20 protein-coding genes and 2 tRNA genes are annotated in these 20,198 nt (G+C 33.8%); 15 read left to right on the plus strand and 7 right to left on the minus strand.

Annotated features, from left to right (window positions below; all coding sequences use genetic code 11):
- Window positions 1–181: 181 nt before the first annotated feature.
- From trxA to AAGU22_RS00155, 5 genes are all read left to right on the plus strand, one after another.
- Window positions 182–535, plus strand: a complete 354-nt coding sequence (gene trxA / locus AAGU22_RS00135) for a thioredoxin (RefSeq protein WP_458720228.1) — start codon at window positions 182–184, stop codon at window positions 533–535.
- A gap of 163 nt (window positions 536–698) precedes the next feature.
- On the plus strand, window positions 699–2,417 hold the full coding sequence (locus AAGU22_RS00140; RefSeq protein WP_458720229.1) for a succinate dehydrogenase/fumarate reductase flavoprotein subunit: 1,719 nt from the start codon (window positions 699–701) through the stop codon (window positions 2,415–2,417).
- Between the two features lie 78 nt (window positions 2,418–2,495).
- The gene (locus AAGU22_RS00145) at window positions 2,496–2,903 is read left to right on the plus strand and encodes a succinate dehydrogenase/fumarate reductase transmembrane subunit (protein ID WP_458721711.1); all 408 of its coding nucleotides are present in this window, start codon (window positions 2,496–2,498) and stop codon (window positions 2,901–2,903) included.
- 58 nt (window positions 2,904–2,961) lie between these two features.
- Window positions 2,962–3,315 (plus strand): succinate dehydrogenase/fumarate reductase transmembrane subunit, encoded by a 354-nt coding sequence (locus AAGU22_RS00150; RefSeq protein ID WP_196817682.1) that lies wholly within the window; start codon window positions 2,962–2,964, stop codon window positions 3,313–3,315.
- Window positions 3,316–3,408: 93 nt separating this feature from the next.
- Entirely contained in the window at window positions 3,409–4,185 is a 777-nt protein-coding gene (locus AAGU22_RS00155) for a succinate dehydrogenase/fumarate reductase iron-sulfur subunit (protein ID WP_458720230.1), read from the plus strand.
- Between the two features lie 29 nt (window positions 4,186–4,214).
- Here AAGU22_RS00155 and AAGU22_RS00160 read toward each other — a convergent pair whose 3' ends face one another.
- A complete protein-coding gene (locus AAGU22_RS00160; protein WP_458720231.1) occupies window positions 4,215–4,559 on the minus strand; it encodes a metal-sulfur cluster assembly factor in 345 nt (114 codons plus the stop codon).
- Window positions 4,560–4,671: 112 nt separating this feature from the next.
- Between AAGU22_RS00160 and argH the strand changes: the two genes are divergently transcribed.
- From argH to AAGU22_RS00190, 6 genes are all read left to right on the plus strand, one after another.
- Window positions 4,672–6,174, plus strand: a complete 1,503-nt coding sequence (argH, locus tag AAGU22_RS00165; RefSeq protein WP_458720232.1) for an argininosuccinate lyase — start codon at window positions 4,672–4,674, stop codon at window positions 6,172–6,174.
- A gap of 74 nt (window positions 6,175–6,248) precedes the next feature.
- Window positions 6,249–6,572 carry an AlbA family DNA/RNA-binding protein gene (locus AAGU22_RS00170; protein WP_196817686.1) on the plus strand — a complete coding sequence of 108 codons (324 nt, stop codon included), beginning with the start codon at window positions 6,249–6,251 and terminating at the stop codon, window positions 6,570–6,572.
- A gap of 33 nt (window positions 6,573–6,605) precedes the next feature.
- Window positions 6,606–7,256 carry a hypothetical protein gene (locus AAGU22_RS00175; RefSeq protein ID WP_458720233.1) on the plus strand — a complete coding sequence of 217 codons (651 nt, stop codon included), beginning with the start codon at window positions 6,606–6,608 and terminating at the stop codon, window positions 7,254–7,256.
- Window positions 7,257–7,308: 52 nt separating this feature from the next.
- Window positions 7,309–8,226, plus strand: a complete 918-nt coding sequence (locus AAGU22_RS00180) for a branched-chain amino acid transaminase (RefSeq protein WP_458720234.1) — start codon at window positions 7,309–7,311, stop codon at window positions 8,224–8,226.
- Window positions 8,227–8,289: 63 nt separating this feature from the next.
- A complete protein-coding gene (locus tag AAGU22_RS00185) occupies window positions 8,290–9,243 on the plus strand; it encodes a Gfo/Idh/MocA family protein (RefSeq protein WP_458720235.1) in 954 nt (317 codons plus the stop codon).
- Window positions 9,244–9,486: 243 nt separating this feature from the next.
- Window positions 9,487–9,981 carry an acyltransferase gene (locus tag AAGU22_RS00190; RefSeq protein ID WP_458720236.1) on the plus strand — a complete coding sequence of 165 codons (495 nt, stop codon included), beginning with the start codon at window positions 9,487–9,489 and terminating at the stop codon, window positions 9,979–9,981.
- 174 nt (window positions 9,982–10,155) lie between these two features.
- On the opposite strand, the gene AAGU22_RS00195 is transcribed toward AAGU22_RS00190, so the two are convergent.
- On the minus strand, window positions 10,156–11,307 hold the full coding sequence (locus AAGU22_RS00195) for a hypothetical protein (protein ID WP_458720237.1): 1,152 nt from the start codon (window positions 11,305–11,307) through the stop codon (window positions 10,156–10,158).
- 283 nt (window positions 11,308–11,590) lie between these two features.
- Here AAGU22_RS00195 and AAGU22_RS00200 point away from each other — a divergent pair, with 283 nt between their 5' ends.
- The 3 genes from AAGU22_RS00200 to AAGU22_RS00210 all read left to right on the plus strand — a co-directional run bounded on the left by AAGU22_RS00200 (window position 11,591) and on the right by AAGU22_RS00210 (window position 14,504).
- Complete coding sequence (locus AAGU22_RS00200; protein WP_458720238.1) at window positions 11,591–12,706, plus strand: DUF354 domain-containing protein; 1,116 nt, start codon at window positions 11,591–11,593, stop codon at window positions 12,704–12,706.
- Between the two features lie 48 nt (window positions 12,707–12,754).
- A tRNA-Gln gene (locus AAGU22_RS00205) sits at window positions 12,755–12,843 on the plus strand.
- A gap of 1,508 nt (window positions 12,844–14,351) precedes the next feature.
- Window positions 14,352–14,504 carry a hypothetical protein gene (locus AAGU22_RS00210; RefSeq protein ID WP_458720239.1) on the plus strand — a complete coding sequence of 51 codons (153 nt, stop codon included), beginning with the start codon at window positions 14,352–14,354 and terminating at the stop codon, window positions 14,502–14,504.
- A 72-nt stretch (window positions 14,505–14,576) separates the two neighbouring features.
- Here AAGU22_RS00210 and AAGU22_RS00215 read toward each other — a convergent pair whose 3' ends face one another.
- Window positions 14,577–14,837 carry a UBP-type zinc finger domain-containing protein gene (locus AAGU22_RS00215; protein WP_458720240.1) on the minus strand — a complete coding sequence of 87 codons (261 nt, stop codon included), beginning with the start codon at window positions 14,835–14,837 and terminating at the stop codon, window positions 14,577–14,579.
- 602 nt (window positions 14,838–15,439) lie between these two features.
- On the opposite strand from AAGU22_RS00215, the gene AAGU22_RS00220 reads away from it, so the two are divergent.
- On the plus strand, window positions 15,440–15,628 hold the full coding sequence (locus tag AAGU22_RS00220) for a general stress protein (protein WP_144729619.1): 189 nt from the start codon (window positions 15,440–15,442) through the stop codon (window positions 15,626–15,628).
- Window positions 15,629–15,932: 304 nt separating this feature from the next.
- Here AAGU22_RS00220 and AAGU22_RS00225 read toward each other — a convergent pair whose 3' ends face one another.
- The 4 genes from AAGU22_RS00225 to AAGU22_RS00240 all read right to left on the minus strand — a co-directional run bounded on the left by AAGU22_RS00225 (window position 15,933) and on the right by AAGU22_RS00240 (window position 20,198).
- Window positions 15,933–17,036 (minus strand): hypothetical protein, encoded by a 1,104-nt coding sequence (locus tag AAGU22_RS00225; protein WP_458720241.1) that lies wholly within the window; start codon window positions 17,034–17,036, stop codon window positions 15,933–15,935.
- Between the two features lie 201 nt (window positions 17,037–17,237).
- Window positions 17,238–18,326, minus strand: coding sequence for a cation diffusion facilitator family transporter (locus AAGU22_RS00230; RefSeq protein WP_458720242.1), 1,089 nt, complete (start codon window positions 18,324–18,326; stop codon window positions 17,238–17,240).
- 328 nt (window positions 18,327–18,654) lie between these two features.
- A tRNA-Pro gene (locus tag AAGU22_RS00235) sits at window positions 18,655–18,728 on the minus strand.
- 90 nt (window positions 18,729–18,818) lie between these two features.
- Window positions 18,819–20,198: an NAD(P)/FAD-dependent oxidoreductase gene (locus tag AAGU22_RS00240; protein ID WP_458721712.1), complete on the minus strand. Its 1,380-nt coding sequence runs from the start codon at window positions 20,196–20,198 to the stop codon at window positions 18,819–18,821.

A 20,198-nucleotide genomic window follows, 5' to 3' on the forward strand; every position in this document is an offset into this window, starting at 1 on the left:
CTTGCAATTCTAAGATTCATTAGCAGATAGAATATATTGTACAATTGAATGCGGTTTACTTATGCCTAGTTCTTAGACGGATACGCTTTCCTTCGAAATGTCATGAATTTTTCATTAATGTACTAATTCATGTAATCGTAAAGTCTTATATATCAATTATTAATATAGATTATCCGTAAAAATGACTAACGAATCAGGATCTGCTTCTTCTTCTAATACTATAACAGAATTATCGGAAAATAATTTTGAACGCTTTATATCTGATAACAAGATCGTCTTGGTTGATTTTTGGGCAACATGGTGTGGCCCATGCCAATTTATGCTTCCAATATTTGATAAACTTTCCAAAAAATACACGGATAAAGTCAAATTCGGTAGATTAAACGTAGATGACAATCAATCAATAGCAATGCGTCTGGAAGTATATGCAATACCCACATTTGTAATGTTTGTAGGTGGTAATGCGGTAGATAGAGCAGTTGGTGCAGTAGGCGAAAAGGGATTGGATAGTCTACTCCAAAAAACCAAATCCTAACAAATGAAATCTATCAATATAATTACGAGTTTTATTCTTAAATTTTCTATTTATACAATCATATTAAAAATTGATAATAAATAACATATACTATGTAAACTTGTGATTAATTATTAGAAAGAATTTATTATTGACTTGATTTAGATATCATGAGATAAAGTATTTGACGGAAACTCTTTCTTATGATATACTTATAGTAGGATCCGGCCTGGCAGGACTTAGGGCTGCTATTACTGCCGCCTCGAAAAACAAGAATCTAAAAATTGCTGTTCTGTCAAAAGTTCAGGTCATGCGTTCTCATTCTGTATCTGCTGAAGGGGGCACAGCTGCCGTACTATATGAAAACGAAGGTGATAACATAGAATCGCATATATATGATACTATTAAAGGTAGTGATTTTTTAGCAGACCAAGACGTTGCAGAAAGACTTGTAAATTGGATTCCATCAGAAATAATACAACTAGATAGATGGGGAATGCCATGGTCAAGACGGGATAATGGAAGAATCGATCAACGGAAGTTTGGTGGCTATTCTTTTCCGAGGGCTACCTATGCCCAGGATAAAGTGGGATTTTACGAGATGCAAACGCTCTATGATACATGTCTTAAATATGATAATATTTTTTTCTTTAATGAATGGTTCTGTACCTCCATCCTTCATGAAGGGAATACCTTTCAGGGATTTACTTGCATAGAGATGAAAAATGGCAATTTTGTTAAGGTGATTGCCCCATCAGGCATAATTTGTACTGGGGGAGCAGGCAGAATCTATAGCTTCTCTACATATGCTTATTCTTCTACCCCAGATGGTTTAGATATGGCATACCGTGCTGGTATGGCTTTAAAGGATATGGAATTTGTTCAATTCCATCCTACGGGTATTTTGCCATCTGGAATTTTGATTACCGAAGGTGCGCGGGGAGAGGGTGGATATTTAATTAATTCTGAAGGCGAACGATTCATGAAAAATTATGCAGGCGAAAAATTAGAACTTGCTCCAAGGGACGTGGTGTCTCGTTCTATGATAACTGAAATCCAGGCAGGGAGAGGATTTAAACATGTTACAGGTGCTGATTGTCTTAAATTGGATCTAACTCACCTGGGTGCAGAAAGAATTAAAGAAAAACTTGCAGGAATCAGAGAAATTGGAATTAAATTTTCTGGGATAGACGTAATTGATGAACCTATTGAAGTGAGACCTGTGTGTCATTACATGATGGGTGGCATCCATTCTAATGTAGATGGTGCTACTGAATTTAATGGATTGTGGGTAGCTGGTGAGGCTTCGTGTAATAGTACTCATGGAGCAAATCGATTGGGGGCAAATTCTACTTCTGAATGTCTAGTATGGGGTGCCATTACTGGAGAATTGGCTGCCAATCACGCGTTAAGTAAAAAGACTAGTATTCCAAGTACGGATAATCATCAATTTTTGATGGAAGAAAAGAGAATCTATGATGGGATATTTAGAGGTCGTGGTGATGCTAATCCTTATGAAATTAGAAAGAATCTGACTGACACTATGGATGAAAGATCTTATGTTTACAGAAATGAAAATGATCTCATAGAGGGCTTAAAAAGAATTCGTAGTCTTAAATCGTTGAGTTGGAAACACGTTGATGATCAAGCAAAAGAATACAATACAAATTTCATTAATGTGATGGAAATAGATTCCATGATGCGGGTTGCCGAAATAGTATTGATAGGTGCAATAAATAGACGCGAATCTAGAGGAGCTCATGCACGAATAGATTATCCCAACCGCGATGATAATAACTTTTTAAAACATACTCTTGCGTATTATAATAGTGACGGGGAACCTAAGATGGCATGGCATCCGGTCGTATTTACAAGATATGCACCAGTGGAGAGAAAATACTAATTGGATATAAAACCTAATAGTGGGAATAATTCTAGTACAGGTGGCGATATTAAGCTCAAATCTGGACGTGAAGGATTAATGGGCTGGTTGAACCCTACTAGATATGGTTGGGAAAGAGTATCTTATTGGCTGCAACGTTTAACCGGAGTCGGTTTATTAATCTACTTTATAGGGCACATATATGAAACTAGCTCATTAGTAAATGGGATTAATGCTTGGAATAGTATGCTAGAGTTGACTCAAACAACCGGAGGCCACATATTTCTATTATTGGTCATAGGTGCAAGCACATTTCATACAGTTAATGGATTACGTCTTATTTTTACCGAGTCTGGAATAGGCATAGGTAAACCAGGACGACCGGATTATCCATATTATGCAACTTCTTTGAATTATAAGCAAAAATCTGGCATATGGGTTGCCATGTTATTAGCTGCTATTGCCATGTTGTATGGTGGTATGGTTATGTTTGGAGATATGAGCTAGGGTTGGACATGACAAACACCTATAGCAGCTTGAATTATTTTATGGAGCTTAGAATCTAATGCCGCTATTAAAATTACGCGAAAGTCAAATAATGAAAATTCATTATTTGACGGGGATATGTGCCGTATTCTTTGTAGCAATTCACATATTATTTAGACTCATTATGCCATTTGGCCAAAGTTTAGAATTTCATAACGTAGTAGCTAATTATCATAATATGTACTATGTCATACTGTTGGAATTAATACTTGTTTTTATCTCCATTCATGGATTTAATGGCTTGAGAATTATTTTAATAGAACTAAAACAAAATCAATGGTGGGAATCCACAATAACTATATTGGTGCTAGCCGCAATGATTGGGGTTGTAGCATATGGTACTAGAACAATTATTATTGGGAGTCAATTATAATATGTATCAAGAAAATATAATACCTTGGTCATCTTCTACACTAATTCTGAATGTTAATCTTGAATATGAAATAAAAAACATGTGCAGATAAATATGAGTGACGAAACTAATAAAATAAAATTAAAGGTATATAGAACTAATTATAACAAAGAAGAGTCTCCACATTATGACGAATTCGATGTGTCCGTTAAACGATGGACTACCGTTTTGGATGCATTGTTAGATGCCAAATCTTATTCTGACAGTAGCTTAGGAATTAGATATTCATGCAGAATGGCTTCTTGTGGTTCATGCGGCATGAAAATAAATGGCAAGCCCCGATTAGCATGTTATACAAAAATATCTGAACTAAATGACCAAACAATAGTTTGTGATCCACTCCCTAGTTTCCCAAGGATAAGAGATTTGGTCACAGATTTTACGGAATTCTTCGCTCATCACAAAAAGATGGAACCGTACATACACAATGAAAAGGTGCCTATTGAAGTTGTAGATAAAGATGACTTGGTTGAATTTAAACAGACTCCAGAAGATGTAGACAAGTATTTGCAATTCTCGTATTGTATTAAATGTGGTTTATGTTATTCTGCATGTCCTACAGTAGCAACGGATACAAAGTTTCCAGGACCTCAGGCTTTGTCTCAGGCTTATCGATATATGGCCGATAATAGAGATTCTGGCGATTCAACTAGACTTGACATAATTGATGATAGACACGGAATTTGGAGATGCCATTTTGCGGGTTCTTGCAGTAATGTGTGCCCTAAGGGGGTTGACCCGGCCTTAGGGATTCAGCTTCTTAAGGGTCATCTGATCGGAATTACAAAAAATGATAAAAAAATCGCGACACTAAGGTCGAAAGAGGAATAGTAAAAATTCATTAATTACCTGGTGACAGGCTATTTTTCACTCTTTTTCTCATCTGGTTTATCTGAAGGTTTTTTACTCTCATTTACCTGCTTGTTTATCGCTTCTGCCATGAAGTGATTGCTTACATTTACTTTTACATCGTTGATGCCTTCAACTTTAAAAATATTGTCTCTTACATCTTGTGCTATTTTAAATCCAAATACTGCTGGACAGAATGGACTAGTAAGATGTAAATCGACATCAACTTTTCCTTTATCGATGTCTACTTTGTCTATTAATTCTAACTCCATTATTGAAACTCCTATTTCCGGGTCAACTATTTTTGTAAGTTCATCAAATATTAGACGTCTAGTTAGTTGTAAATCTTGAGACATGATTAACATATATTGTCATCTTGCCTATTTATTAATTATTTAATAAATCCAAATATTTTTCGCCTAATCAATTTTATTATGTTAAAATATCCGATTAAATTAAAATTTTTGAATGTATAGGTCTAGGCCCAGCGGAAATTTGGATAATAAAGCTCTATCATTTTTGTCCTCAATAGCCGACGATGCTGACTTATTTTATTACGATATCTTGGGGAGTCAGGCTCACGTAATAATGTTATATGAAGTTGGTATCCTGGCTAAAAAAGAACTGGTTACTATTTTAAAAGGTATGAATCACTTATTGACCCATTCCGATTCATTAAACAGATATGGTGATAGCGCTTCTGAAGACATCCATGAACTGATAGAATCTGCTATTATAAGGATTACCGATATCAATTCGGGTGGGAAAATGCATACAGCAAGGTCGAGAAATGACCAAGTGATATTAGACATTAGAATGAAACTTCGGGATGATCTAAATCGAATTAGTGCTAATATAATATTGTTAATAAAATCATTATTATTACAGGCAAACCGTAATGTTGATTCCATAATGCCTATGTACACTCATATGCAACAGGCTCAATTGGGTGTTTTTTCTCATTATTTACTATCGTATTGCTTTTCTTTGACCCGAGACTTCGAAAGGTATTCAGAATCATATAAAAGGATCAATTGTTCTCCACTGGGGGCTTGTGCTATCGGGGGAAGTAGTATGAACATAAATCGTGAAAGAGTGTCCTCCATGTTAGGTTTTTCAGATATTGTCTATAATAGCATAGATGCGACAAGTTCACGAGATTCGTTGATAGAATTCGCTTCTGCCTCTCTTACTTGTATGTTAAACCTATGTAAGATAGCAGAGGATCTTATTGTTTGGTCTACATCTGAATTCGCTTTTGTTTTCTTGGATGATCGATTTAGTTCATCCTCTTCTGTAATGCCACAAAAAAAGAATCCTGATCCTCTGGAACTTATTCGTGGAAAGACTGGCGTTATACAAGGGATTTTGGTAGCAATTTCTACAATTATGAAAGGACTGCCATCAGGATATAGCAGAGATTTACAGGAGATAAAACCTTTGTTATGGAAAATTACTTCAATACTCGAAGGGTCTCTATCTATTATGGCCGGTGTGATATCTACAATGAGTGTGAATAAAAACAAAATGTATGCAGATTCATCCAAAAGCTACGCTATATCACTAGATATTGCAGAACAACTTATCAAAAAAGGGGGAATATCGTTTAGGGAGTCTCACAAATTAATCGGTACTTTAGTAGATTATGCGGTAAAGAATGGAAATATCCCGCTGAATCTATTAAAACCAAGTGATATATCTAAGGCATTAGGACTGATTGACTATTCAAATCGTGATCTAACTATAGAAAAGATTAAAAGTATAATCCAAAGTATGACTCCGGAAAATTCAATAGAATATCGTACTACCAAAGGTTCTCCTAATAAAAATGAACAAAAAGAGATGATATCATACATAACTACAAAAATGAATGAATATGAGGTAATTCTTGAGGACCGTTCTAATAGATTAAAGATCGCTAATGACAAACTTAATTTGAAAATAAAAGAATTTATTGATGAGTCTTCATAACGTTTTAATAGGAGATTATTCTCTATTACTAAAAAATCTTAGATTTAAATTATCCCCTCAAATTACTTATATTGATGTCAGAAGTACACTCACAACCCAATCAACAAAACAAAGAAAATAGCCCTACAAGAGATGCAATATACATCGGTAAAAAACCATTGATGGCTTATGTAACTTCAACACTTATTCAATTGGCGAATCAACCTTCTGTAACTATTAAAGCCCGTGGTTTAAGCATTGGCAGAGCTGTGGATGTATCACAGATAATACTAAAGAGAATGGAAAATGCTGGCTATGCTGTTGGTGATATCCTCATAGGATCTGAAACCGTTCAAGCTGAGGACGGCAGAACAAGAAATGTTTCAACAATAGAAATTCAGATAAAAAGAAATTCTTAAATACCTTTAGTTTAATTTTTCTCCCTTTGTGCTATGGAAAAAAAAATTGCAGCGATATTTTTAGCACATATTAATCCTTTGACTGTTTCGCATGAGTCAATTATTCGGAATCTTTTACAGAATTATAGTGTTTATATTTATCCGGTAAGGTTTTTGAAAGATGGGATAGAAGTAAATACACGTAGTTTCCCATTTTCCTACGAAATTAGAAAACAAATGATATTAGAATCCTTTAATTGTCACAAAAATATTCATGTTCTTGGAGATTATGCCTTTCTTTCTCCATACATACAATATTTTCCACCGTTTGTATCTCCTGCATTTAAAAGATTAAAAAATAAGATAATTCTAAATATTCAAGAAAATTCTTTTATAACCTACACTGGAGATAGAGCCGAACGGGTTCTGTTATCCCTCTTTGGTTTTAATCCCGTTAAAGCTAATCGACAAGTTGTCTCGTCGACGAATGTAAAAAATCTTTTATATAAATCGGTTTTATCCACAGAAAACCTAAACCCGGATGAGGGATCAAATAACAATGATTTGAAATGGCACGAATACGTTTCCCCTAAAGTCGGCCAAGTGATAGAAGACAATTGGGAAACTATAAGAAATTTTTCCATTACAAAAGATGAAACTATACGTGTTATGGGTATGAAATTCCCAAAAAATGGGTTTATTTAAGTTGATTACTGTAGATTTAACACTTTTATAGAAGTAAAAAACTTGCAAATCTATGAATACTAAGAATGCTGATTTTATTTGGTTTGACGGTGAATTCAAATCATGGGATTCTGTTACCGTTCCTATTACGACTCATGCGTTACACTACGGAACGTCAGTCTTTGAGGGCATCAGGGGATACTCAAATGATCAAAATCTGTTTATTTTTAAACTTAAAGAGCATATGCAAAGATTGCTTCAGTCTGCAGAGGTCTATTCTATCAATTCAAATTATGCGCTTTCTGAAATGTGTACATCTACTATTGAATTATTAAGGAAGAATAATATTAAAAAGTCTTGTTATATTAGGCCCTTATTATTTGTTGGATTACACGGAATAGATCTTAATGTTACTAAGCGCTCCCCTTCTCATCTGGCCATTATTGCTTTCCCATTTGATAGATATTTTCCAGAAACAGGGATAAGAACATGCATCTCTTCATGGAGACGAATAAATGAGAACTCTACTCCACCGATGGCAAAAGCTGGAGGAAATTATATGAATTCAGTATTAGCTACTCAAGAGTGCAAAAGAAATGGGTATGATGAATCGATATTACTCGATTATTATGGCAATGTGAGTGAAGCACCAGGAGAAAATATTTTTCTAGTTCGAAATAATAAGATTTATACTCCATCATTATCAGATTCTGTGCTTGAAGGAATAACTAGGGATACGGCTATCACGATAGCGAGACATCTTGGTTATGATGTATGCGAGCGATCCATTACCCGTACAGAATTATACATTGCCGATGAAATATTTGTTACAGGTACTGCAGCTGAAATTACTCCAATAATAAGCGTGGATAATCATAAAGTTGGAAACGGAACAGTTGGCGAATTTACAAGAAAAATCTCTGACTACTACCAAAAAATAGTGGGATCTCAAATACCCGAATTTAATACTTGGGTTACTCCAGTATGGTAACTTCAATGTTATTAATTCTACATTCAAGAAAAAATAGCGTAAATTTAGGAGATGTTGAAACAATTGGATGAAAAGTCAATTAAAATTGCGGTAATTGGAACTGGTGGCTGGGGAAAGAACCACGTACGTGTATTAAACGATTTGGGTGTATTATCTGCAATATGCGATTCAGACTTGAATAGATCTCAAGCCCTGGCAAAAAAATTTAAGATCAATTGCTATTCAACTGTTGAACAATTACTTGAAAAGGAAACTTCTCTTGATGCATGTCTAGTGTGTACTCCGACCAAAACACACTTTCCGATTGCACAAGAAATAATTAAACGTGGAATAAATGTTTTTGTAGAAAAACCGTTATCTTTCTCATCAATTGAGTGCGAAGAACTTACAAAATTGTCAAAACAGAATAATGTAATTTTAACCTCTGGATACATAGAGCGTTTTAATCCTGCTGTGCAGGATCTCAAGCAAATTATTGATGACAATACCTATGGGGAATTATTAATGATGGAATTTCATAGGGAAAATCGAATGCCTATGCATATAAAGGACGTAGGTATAATCTATGATACTTCGGTTCATGATATTGATACTGCTTTGTTTATTTTTGATAGTAAGCCAAATGTCGTTTTTGCTCGTGCAGGTAAGAAGTTTCATAATTCTGAAGATTTTGCAACAATAATGTTAGGATTTCCCAATCAAAAAGTAGCAATAATTGTATCTAATTGGATTACTCCAAAAAAAGTTAGAAGATTTTCAGCTGTTTGTTCTGAAGGAACCATCACAGGAGACTTTATTACTCAAGAAATAAAAATAGATGATGAGAACCAAACACTTATTCCACGAAGGAATATCCGAGAGCCATTAACCTTGGAACTAGAAAACTTTGTTAAATCTTTATCTGGTAATATTACCAAGTATCTTGTAACTCCTGAGGATGCGACCGCCGTAACAAAAATAGCTGAGGCAGCTTTAATTTCGAGCAACACGGGGACACCTGTTTACCTTTCTTTCTAATATACTCACATATCTGCTAACAATATGCACATTCTGAAATATGTCTTGAATTGTAATGTTCTCAGATGAAGATAATGTGTTCGTAACTAATATTATTTTCCTTGTAGATATGGGTGTACTTCTTATCTTTTTCATTTTGGCTGCTTGATTTACTGACTCAGTTCCTGCTCCACATCTGTTAGGTAAATTCGTATTTTAAGTTAATTATAAATGGACTGCGATAGAAATCTAATTGAATTAGAAATGTCTGAAAAAAAAGAAAGTTCTATAATAAATTTCATTTCTCCTAAAGCAACGATTGGTAAAAATGTTAAGATATGGCATTTTGCGTATATTGGGGATAATACCGTTGTAGGTAATGATGTTATGATCGGCTCACTTACCCACGTGGATTACAATGTTAAGATTGGAAACAACTGTAGGATAGAAGGTTCTGTTTATATTCCTCCACTTACAGAAATTGGAAATAATGTTTTCATAGGTCCTGGAACTACCTTTACCAATGATCCTTATCCTATGAGCAAAAGAATGATTGGGGTGATAGTTGAAGATGGAGCAATCATTGGAGGTAGATCCATTATTAAAGCTGGTGTAACAATAGGTAAAAATAGTGTAATTGCAATGGCCTCTGTTGTAACTAAAGATATACCTCCAGATGTAGTGGTAATGGGACATCCGGCAAGGATAAAATATACTAGGTCGGAATACGATGTAAAAAAAACTAATTGGGATGTTTAGTATTTCCTTATTTTCAATTTTTTTTACTCCTGACAAATTCATATTCTAGATTAGATCCTCTTATGTAGATGATATCACAAAGCCTGAAGTAACATTGAACGTGGATGGAGAACAAATGATACAGATCACAATTAATGCTTTATTCATATCCAAATTTTCTGCATAATGCTGATACTACAATTCCATTGTGTTGAAAGTAGAATTCGCAGCTACTACAATTAACTTGTAGTTTGGATGACGATGGTTGATATTCTTCTCCATTCTGTGAATTATTTTCTTATAATCTGCACTTGAACAGGCAATTATGATGTTGTTAGTAGAATTGGGGATATAACTTTCAACGTCTTCGATTTCTACTTCTGCAATATAATCTCGTAGTTTTGATTCCAATAATTCTCGAATAATTGTTTTGTCTCCTCTTATTTCGTGATTATCAATCGTCCAAAAAATAGTAACCTTTGTTCTACTGGCCTTTATCTCTCTGGATTTTAGTTGACTTCTTGTTTCGTCAACCAAATTTTTTATGAATCCTTCGATTGACCTTATTGTCCCATTTACTACATAGCTTAATGCTGTGGAGCTGGATATAGACAAACCAATAATCCTTAGATCGAACAAGCCATTTGCTATTTCATCAAAATATATTGATTCTACATTTTTGTAAAAGATTTCTTGTTTATCTTCTTTTGATTTACCTAATTTTGAAATTTCATTGATACACGTTAAATTTGAATACTTGTTTATGATATTAATCGAATATACTAATTCTGCAGATGTTATACTTGCTAACTTGATATCATTTTGAATACGATTGTTCTCATTAATCAAATCAAAAATGCTATCTATAAATAAATTTTCATTTCTTTGTTGATGGGAACCTAATATTATTTCAGATGTCTTGTCTGAATTTATTGGATTATAATAATATGTAACATCTGTTCCAACCATTAAACCTGATTGATGTTCAATGAGTGTGATTATTTCATTATTTCCTCCAATACCTAATGGAACATTAATTACAATCACAGTATTTTTCATTAAATAGGTAATTATCTCTTTAAATTTTAAAATTATTTCATTCTTTACATCTTGATTGACTTTTCTTATTCTAGGTGCAAAAAAGACTATTGGAGCATTACTAATTGCTTTGTCGAAAGGTTCTAAATTTAGCAGTAGCTCCTCCTCATTTAAGAAGTTAATATGCGGGTATTCTTTTACAATTTCAGAAGTGAGAATAATTCCCAACCTAGAATTTTCATCAATAATAATTACCTTTGATTGTTTGCGGAGTATCTTTTTTGCAATTTCATAACCCTCAGTGCTCAACCCATAAATCACAATAAGTTTGTCCTTCGGATCACTCTTTTCTATATCCAGATTTTCAATATTCTTTCCATTATTAAGATATGTATAATTTGATAATTTTTTAGGTTCTTCACCAATGGTGTCATTTGGTTTAGCTATTTTGTCTGAAATTCTCTACGCCCCAAATATCTTAATTTTAGATTTCTTTATTTAGTTTTGGATTTATTGATTTTTATTGCAATTTCGACTAATTAACGACATTAAAAGCGAAAGAATTTTTTAATATTAAAGAATAATTCTAATTGTGAAGATTTGGTTTGACATTCTGACTCCCAAACAAATAATGTTTTTTAAACCTGCGATTAACATATTACAAAAACAGGGTCATGAGGTCTTATGTACATCACGAAATTATAGAGAAGCCAATGAATTATCACGATTAATGGGGTTGAATCTTTTGATGATTGGTAACCATGGAGGATCAGATCTTTTTGATAAACTCTTTCAAAGTTCAAAGCGAATTATGGAACTGACTAAAATAATTTCAAAATTTTCACCTAATTTGGTGATCAGTTTTTCATCTCCTGAAGCTTCGAGAGTTTCTTTTGGTTTGGGAATAAATCACATTGGTTTCAATGATTCACCACATGCTGAAGCTGTTGCAAGATTAACTATTCCTTTATTAACGACGTTATTTTCTCCATATGTCATACCTATTTCTGCTTGGAAAAAATATGGCATATCATCTAAGCAAATCATTCGGTATAAGGGCTTAGATCCTGTTGCATGGTTGAGCCGAGACATTGATGAAATTACCTTCCGACTGCACGGTAGGAAACGACCTCGAGTAGATAAAGATTTTGAATTCTTGAAAGAGTTAAAGATAGATCACTCGCGAAAAACTATCCTGATAAGACTTGAAGAATCAAAGGCTGCCTATATATCTAACAAGAATTTGCGAATACGACCATTAGATTTAGTAGATTTTATTGTAAATAATTTTGCTGATAATAATGCCATCATTATTCTATGTAGATATCCAGATCAAATTGCAGAAATGTCCAAAAGATTCAGAAATAAAGCCGTTGTATTGAGACAAGTTGTTGATGGAGTTAAATTACTAAATAATATTGATATTTTTGTCGGTGCAGGGGGCACAATGACTGCAGAGTCTGCACTACTAGGCAAACCAACTATTTCTATAGCCCCAATTCAGTTCTATATTGATGACTATTTAAGAAAAATTGGATTAGTTGTTCAAGCTTCTAGTCCAGTACAAATTGATAAATTATTGAAATCATTCTTAGACGACGAGCGAGAATGCATTTTAATACAAAACCGTGCTGCAAGGATTTTAAATAAAATGGAAGATCCAATTGAAAAACTCGTAAGTTATGTATCTACAATTGATAAAAAATAGATTCGTAAAATTAATAACGTCCGTACTTACAATATAAAAATGCCCGGAAGCCCGGTAGTATTACAAGTGCCGAGTGTAGTGGCCAAGCATAGAGGCCTTTGGAGCCTTTGACCCCAGTTCGAATCTGGGCCGGGCTATTTCTATGAATAAACTAATAAATATATTCTGAATTTCTATTTTATTGTGCTGGGCTGTCATCCTGATAACTGCTAATTGATCTTTCTTAATCCAATAATAAATCTGAAACTGGTTTCAAAGATACACAAAAACCAAATGACTAGATTAGAAAATTTTGCTTACTAGTAGGACGAAATTTAACTGGTGTTAATTTTACTTGATCAAAACAATTTCATGAAAGATATCTCTATGACAATCCTGAAACCTATAGTTAGTATAATCGATTACATCAACAATATGAACTGTGATTACCTTTGTATTTATCATAACCATTATATGAGTGAGGGCTGGTCTGTACTTCCGTAAACTAACAGTGTTCGTTTAGATGTCACAACTTTAGCTACCATTTTTCTCATGAACCATGGTTATGAGTTACGCCAATCTCATGTTGATTTCTGATGATGAAAAAACAAGTTATATAGCATAATACAAAATAAGCGTATTGAACTGCATACCAATACTAAGATCTTTCTGCTAAAAGATGAAGAATATATTGTTCCTTAAATAAGGAGATTACCAAATTATCACGACATTGACATGAGAAAATGGGTACATCGATTCGATTAACACAGTATCGATGGAAGCATAATTGGTTTACATATACAAGGTATCAACGTGTTAAAATAATTCTTAATCTAATAACTTAATTAATCAAGCAAAATATTACCATGATTACAAGTATATAATTTTTAACGTACTGGGCCTAATTCACTTTGTTAAAGATATAATATTGGATATAAAATTTAATATACAACCATTAATTATAGAATTAGGGAAATATGCAAAACTCACCAGATCATTAGTTGCGGTTGTATTTCTCTTTAGGCCAAAGATTGATGTTTCCTTCCCTAAACCTTTCTTTACAACTAGATGTTTAGTTTAGTTTACATACGATTCTATTGTACCAATTATTCTTTTATATTAATAATGATCATATGTATTGACTATTCTACAATTCGTAGTACAGTAACTGTTACCCTATATGAGTAACGAATGCCCGTTAATAAAAAGCTAGATAGCACGGGTTGAGGCTATTGAGTAAATAGTTACTACAGTTAGATATTCTAACTTGATGGTTGTAATTTACATAATTACATTTTCCCACAGTATATGAATAGAATGGCGTTTTGACAGGTAATAAGTCGGAATTCTAGGTCACGCGTTTCTTCATAAGCTCCTCCTTCATAGCTAGTAATAGTGATTATTTTTTCTCAGCTTTCCTCTAATACTGAAGAGAGTTGTATTTATTGAATTGATAAGCATCGGCCTTATAAGCATCGGCGCCAGAAAAATATCGATAACATAGAGACAAGTCTATTCATCAATTTAGTATTTTGTAGAAACCGAACTATTGGTAATTTAATTTAACCTCCAAAATCAATTGAGGTATATGTGATAGAAGTAAAATCAATAGCTAGAGTTGAACCATGTTCCATTCAAAGAATAAAAGCTGGAGGTCCTAGCACGGTTGGATGAAGACAATAGTGGACATACAACTTATCAATGGACTCAACCATTTGAACTACCACTACATTTTTTGTTATATTCACATGTCCAGTCATATACTGCTTTACCTATATCGTTCATTTTCAAAGGTGGAGTTGTGTATCAAAATAGTTAGGTAAAGGTGTTGTGGTATCTAACCGACCACTGTTAGTTTAAGCAAGAATATAGATCATTTTTCACACAACTTTTAACCATATGATTCATGCTCATAGCACCATTTCCACGATTTTTTTGGTAGTTCTACTATGACTGGATGTTTGTGATTCTCAAAGTGTTTCCTAGCATGAAGCCCGACTGAAGAATCACAACAACCTACATGACCGCAAGTAAGACACATTCGTAATGCAACCCAATTCTTTCCTTCATTTTGGCATTCTTCGCATCCTATGGTGTTTGGGACCCATTCTTTTTTGTTAGATTTATCAATATGTTCACATTTTTGTGTCATATGCGAATATGAATATCAATGAATTTAAACAATCACTCGTTGAATTCCAATTTTTGTGAATTGAATGTATGCGGAAATAAACTTGTGTCCCTTATCTTTGAGGTATGTAATCAGTCCATTGGATCTGAATGATTCCTATAATACCAGCCGATCCTTTACATCTCCGTCTTAATTTTAGACTTTAAGTAGTAATAAGTTACCAACTTTATATCAAATTGATCATATACTATATTTTGAATCCTTGTATACAAGACATGTGGTGTGGTGTTACTGTCTGAAACTTGTTTTTATATATTTCAGATATAGTTTTGGAGATTTCTCTAACCTAGAGGAACTAATGTATATATGATGTCACAAATTAAAATAGTCTAAAATTGTTATTCTTTCTGTAGTTACCTCTATTTCTATTCAACTGAATGATTGAATGATTGATTTCAACCAATTTTTTGAATATTGTTTGTTTTTGAAAATTCAAACCCTTGTTTAATTTAATCTTTCAGGATTAGAACAACCAAAAATTCTAGAATTGGCGGCTCAGACCCCCGATTGGACTTGACAAAGGTAATAGAGATTAAATAGTATGTTTCACATGTCTTGATATTATGCCTCAAAATAACAACAAAAACGGTAATAATAGAGGTTTAGCTTCAGCTAGCGAAGAAACTAGAACACGAGTAGCAAGGGCCGGTGGAAAAGCTCAACATGATGAAAGAGGACTGCAAGCAGCTAGCGAAGAAACTAGAACACGAGTAGCAAGGGCCGGTGGAAAAGCATCACGTAAGAATACATAATCCTATTCATTGAAGGGTTTACACCCGACTTACTTTCCTTTTATTCGATGATTGTAAGGCTCTCACTCTATCTAATACTTGTACTTAAAGTTTTGACTAAATATGTACTAGATTGAGGATTAAAATCTGATTTCGTTATATTATTTTCTTATTTTTTCGTCTACTAATTGTGACATTAGTATTAACTATCCATTTAAATATTTATTAAATTTATACAGCTGACTAATTTTGAATGCTCATGTAGCCATATCTTAGTAAATAGATTTAAGAAATAATTGATAAAAAAATAGAAAAAAATTTATGTTTATTGTTGTCCGACAGCGTTACTACCGGTGTTATTTTGACTTTGTGTGTTTGCGTTGTTTCCTGAACCAGCAGTGTTGCCACCAGATACTACACCACTACCTTGGTTAGAAGATTGTGATTGGCCTATGCCTTGAGTAGCTGAATTGCCACCACTACCACTGCCACCTTGTTGTGCAGCTGCGTTGTTTCCAGTGTTTGTTTGACTTTGTGTGTTTGCGTTGTTTCCTGAACCAGCAGTGTTGCCACCAGATACTACACCACTACCTTGGTTAGAAGATTGTGATTGGCCTATGCCTTGAGTAGCTGAATTGCCACCACTACCACTGCCACCTTGTTGTGCAGCTGCGTTACTACCGGTGTTATTTTGACTTTGTGTGTTTGCGTTGTTTCCTGAACCAGCAGTGTTGCCACCAGATACTACACCACTACCTTGGTTAGAAGATTGTGATTGGCCTATGCCTTGAGTAGCTGAATTGCCACCACTACCACTGCCACCTTGTTGTGCAGCTGCGTTGTTTCCAGTGTTTGTTTGACTTTGTGTGTTTGCGTTGTTTCCTGAACCAGCAGTGTTGCCACCAGATACTACACCACTACCTTGGTTAGAAGATTGTGATTGACCGATTGCTTGGTTAGCTAAATTGCCACCACTACCACTGCCACCTTGTTGTGCTAATGCATTGTTTCCGCTATTTGCTTGATTTTGTGCATTTAAATTGTTACAAGAAACAAAAGTTCCAGAACCTGATACACATAGAGCATTTTGGTTAGAGGATTGTGCTTGACCTATACCTTGGTTAGCTGTGTTGCCATCGTCATCATCGTCATCATCGTCATCGTTGCCACCACTTTGTGCTGCTGCGTTATTTCCGCTATTTGCTTGATTTTGGTCACTCAAGTTGTTACATGAAAAAAGGGTGCCGTCACCTGATACACAAACACCAAGTTGAGTTGAGGATTGTGATTGGCCTATACCTTGATTAGCAGTATTGGTTGTAGCAGATACATTCATGGTCATTGAAGTTTGACCTAAAAGTAATACGAATGATATTGCTAATACGGCTGAAGTCGCTAAAAATTTATTTACAGTAATGAAACTATTCATCCGATCTTTATTACTAATAAAAGTATATAAACTAATTTATGTAATTATTGAATCTAAAGATGTTTTATATGTATTTTCTGTTATGTTCTTCCATACATCAAGAACCGAATATTTCATTCATCATGGAATTCTAGTATGAATCAGACTCCTGAATCTTATTTAATCAAAAAATAATTGTTGTAATTATCAACAGGATATATTTTATTTGGTGTTTTCATCCTGTTTGATATTTCTATTCATATATGACGGCCTTTTTAATTTCATATTTCTGAACCGATCCATTCTTGAAGTTACTCGCGTCTCTGAAGCGGAATAAGGATGTGGTATTACTAAAACTCTTTCAATGGATGGAAATTGAGAACTAATCACCAACTGTATTTTTAAAGATAGCATTTCGACTTCTTCTAATGATTCCTTCCCATCAACTGCTATGTGTATCTCTGCTTGATCTATCATGCCCGAAGAGCGCAGCAATACGTCTCTTACAACTATTTTTTCATCGCTAAATTGTTCTGAAATTATGTTTTTTATTACTACTGTTAATTTGGGGTTTTGCCATGAGTCTATGAGTATCAAAGATGATTTTTTAAGAGATATATATGAAACTGAGAAGATATAACACGCTATTATCATTGCTCCTATTCCATCCATTTGTACAAACCCAAATTGTGTGGCAACAAGTATACTAAAGAAACCGATAACTGAAGCTGATCCATCTTTTATAGAATTTCTCGCATCTGTCTTTAGTGAAAGCAAATTATATTTGTTAGCTATAATACGCATCTGAAATGCTCTATGAAGAGATAATGCACTTGCTCCGGCTAGGACTGCCATAACAATATATGGATGAGTTATTTCGTGTGGATGAATTAATGCCTGATAGCCATTATAAAGTATAACTATACCAATCACTATCATTCCTATTGCAGCAACTAATGCTGTAAAACTTTCAACTTTATGATATCCAAAATGAAACTTTTTGTCAGCCGGTCTATGTGCAATTCTTAATCCTAATAATACTATAAAAGAAATGGCTGCATCTGATATTGAATCTAAACCATCAGCGGTAGCGACTACACTGCCACTGAGAATTCCTGTGATTATTTCTACAATACCTATAGCCACTAAAGTTATAACTGAGGTTTTTGCAATTTTTTTGCCTGCAATGATTCCTTCTTGGACTAAATTGGGCGATTGCTGTGTATTAGTGCCGCTTTTTATTAGATTTTCCTTAAGGTCCGCGAGTTCATCAGTAGATTTATTTTCTTTACTATCTTCTTCATCGTCCAAATTAATAATTTATTCTAGTATCTTACTTACACTATTTAAAATTTGCTAACGAGTCTATCTTCGTAAAAATTTTTCTAAATATATAATCAAAATTAACAATTTATTAGTAATATTTTACTAATTTTAAATTATTTTATACGTTTTTTGACTAATACTAAATAATCTAAAGACCGTGCTATCATTTAGTAGTATTGGTAATATTCTTATTTCAGTTTACATTCGAATTGGTACAATCTTTAAGCTTTTGTTGATAGTGTATAAGTCAGATTGTCTGAGTTACTTTTGCATAATACATGTTAGATATATTTGTGGTTCTATTATTCTAAAATGGGATCAGCCGGATTTGAACCGACGACCTCCAGCGCCCGAGGCTGGCATCATACCAAGCTAGACTATGATCCCTCCTATTTTCATATTATACTAATTATGCCTGTGGCAAAAGTATGTAAGTAATGTTATCAGCTTTTAATCCTTTGTTTATTAATTTTATGATCAAGTAAAATCAAGATCAATTTCATACTTACAAGCTTCAATTAATTTCTGGTCAAAACATGCTACTTGAGCATCCTTGTGGTTATCCACCCAATCATTTCTTAAAATCCCTAGTTGAATAAGTTTAAAAATTATTGAATAACTAATGGGGAATGCACCTGTGGCTCCTGGAGAATTGTAATTTAATATATGCAACATGTTATTTCTTAACATGAAAATTGGATTCATTACAAAATCACCTTCTTTGTCTATCAAGTTTGACCGAATTCCAGAGGTCCCACGAATTTTAAAGTCTCTATCTTCTATAATGGGAAGAAATTTCTTAACTCTATTTATCATATATTTTTTAGAAATGCTACTTAATCCTTCCTTGTAGATTAAATTGAGCATTTCTCTATTAAATAACGTTCTTTTTATTTTACTATTTTTTCTATTCATAAGTTTGTATATTTTGGGAAGAAATTCCTTTATGTTAACGATCTTGCTGTAGCCATATGGTGAAAAAACCGGACATGCATTGGGTCCTACTTCTCTATTTCCATTAGCTCTAATTATCCAGTGAGGATCCAGAAATGGATATTGTTGGAATTCAGGCACTGAATAAATACTATGGTTTGTGAGTTTGTTATATTTTGGTGGTGCTATCCAATATTCACCTCTGAAAAAAAGATCACTATATTGATGGATTATTTTAGCCATATCTAAAATATTAATCGCATTGCTTCCAGCGGCGTTGATCAAGAAATCACATTTGATTTCTTTTATCTTGTTTTCGAAAAGGTTGATATATTCTAGGATAATTTCAGGACTTGAATTACTTTTATTTTTAATGTTTAGAACTTTAGATCGCGTTATGAAGGATACTTGATGATTTTCACTGCATATCTGGATTGCTAATCTTTGGGTAATTTGGCCGTAATTTACCGAGGCATCTTTATGACATAAGATCGCTGACTGACATTTCAGATTGGGTTCCAAAATTGATATCTCCTTTTCATCCATCATCATTATTTCCTTTTCATCCAAACCATTTTTTATTCCCCATTCCAAATGTAGTGAAAGTGTACTCAATGCTTTATCATCATTTGCTACTTCAATTACTCCATCCTCTACAAACAAAATCTTGTTTGCTTGACAATATCTTTTCCAAAAATCATAACCATACAAGGCAGCTTTAGCCCAAATTTTCTTCTTTTCAGGATTGTAGATAAAAGGTGCATGGACCTTGCCGGTATTCCTCGAACTTGTATGCAAACCTGCCATTTTTTCCTGCTCAATTATTGTTACCTTTGAGCTTGATAGAGTAGAAATAGCATATGCTAAAGTTGTTCCTAGAATACCTGCACCTATAATTATAACATGGTTATTATTTATGGTCAG

The organism is Candidatus Nitrosocosmicus sp. R (assembly GCF_054408505.1).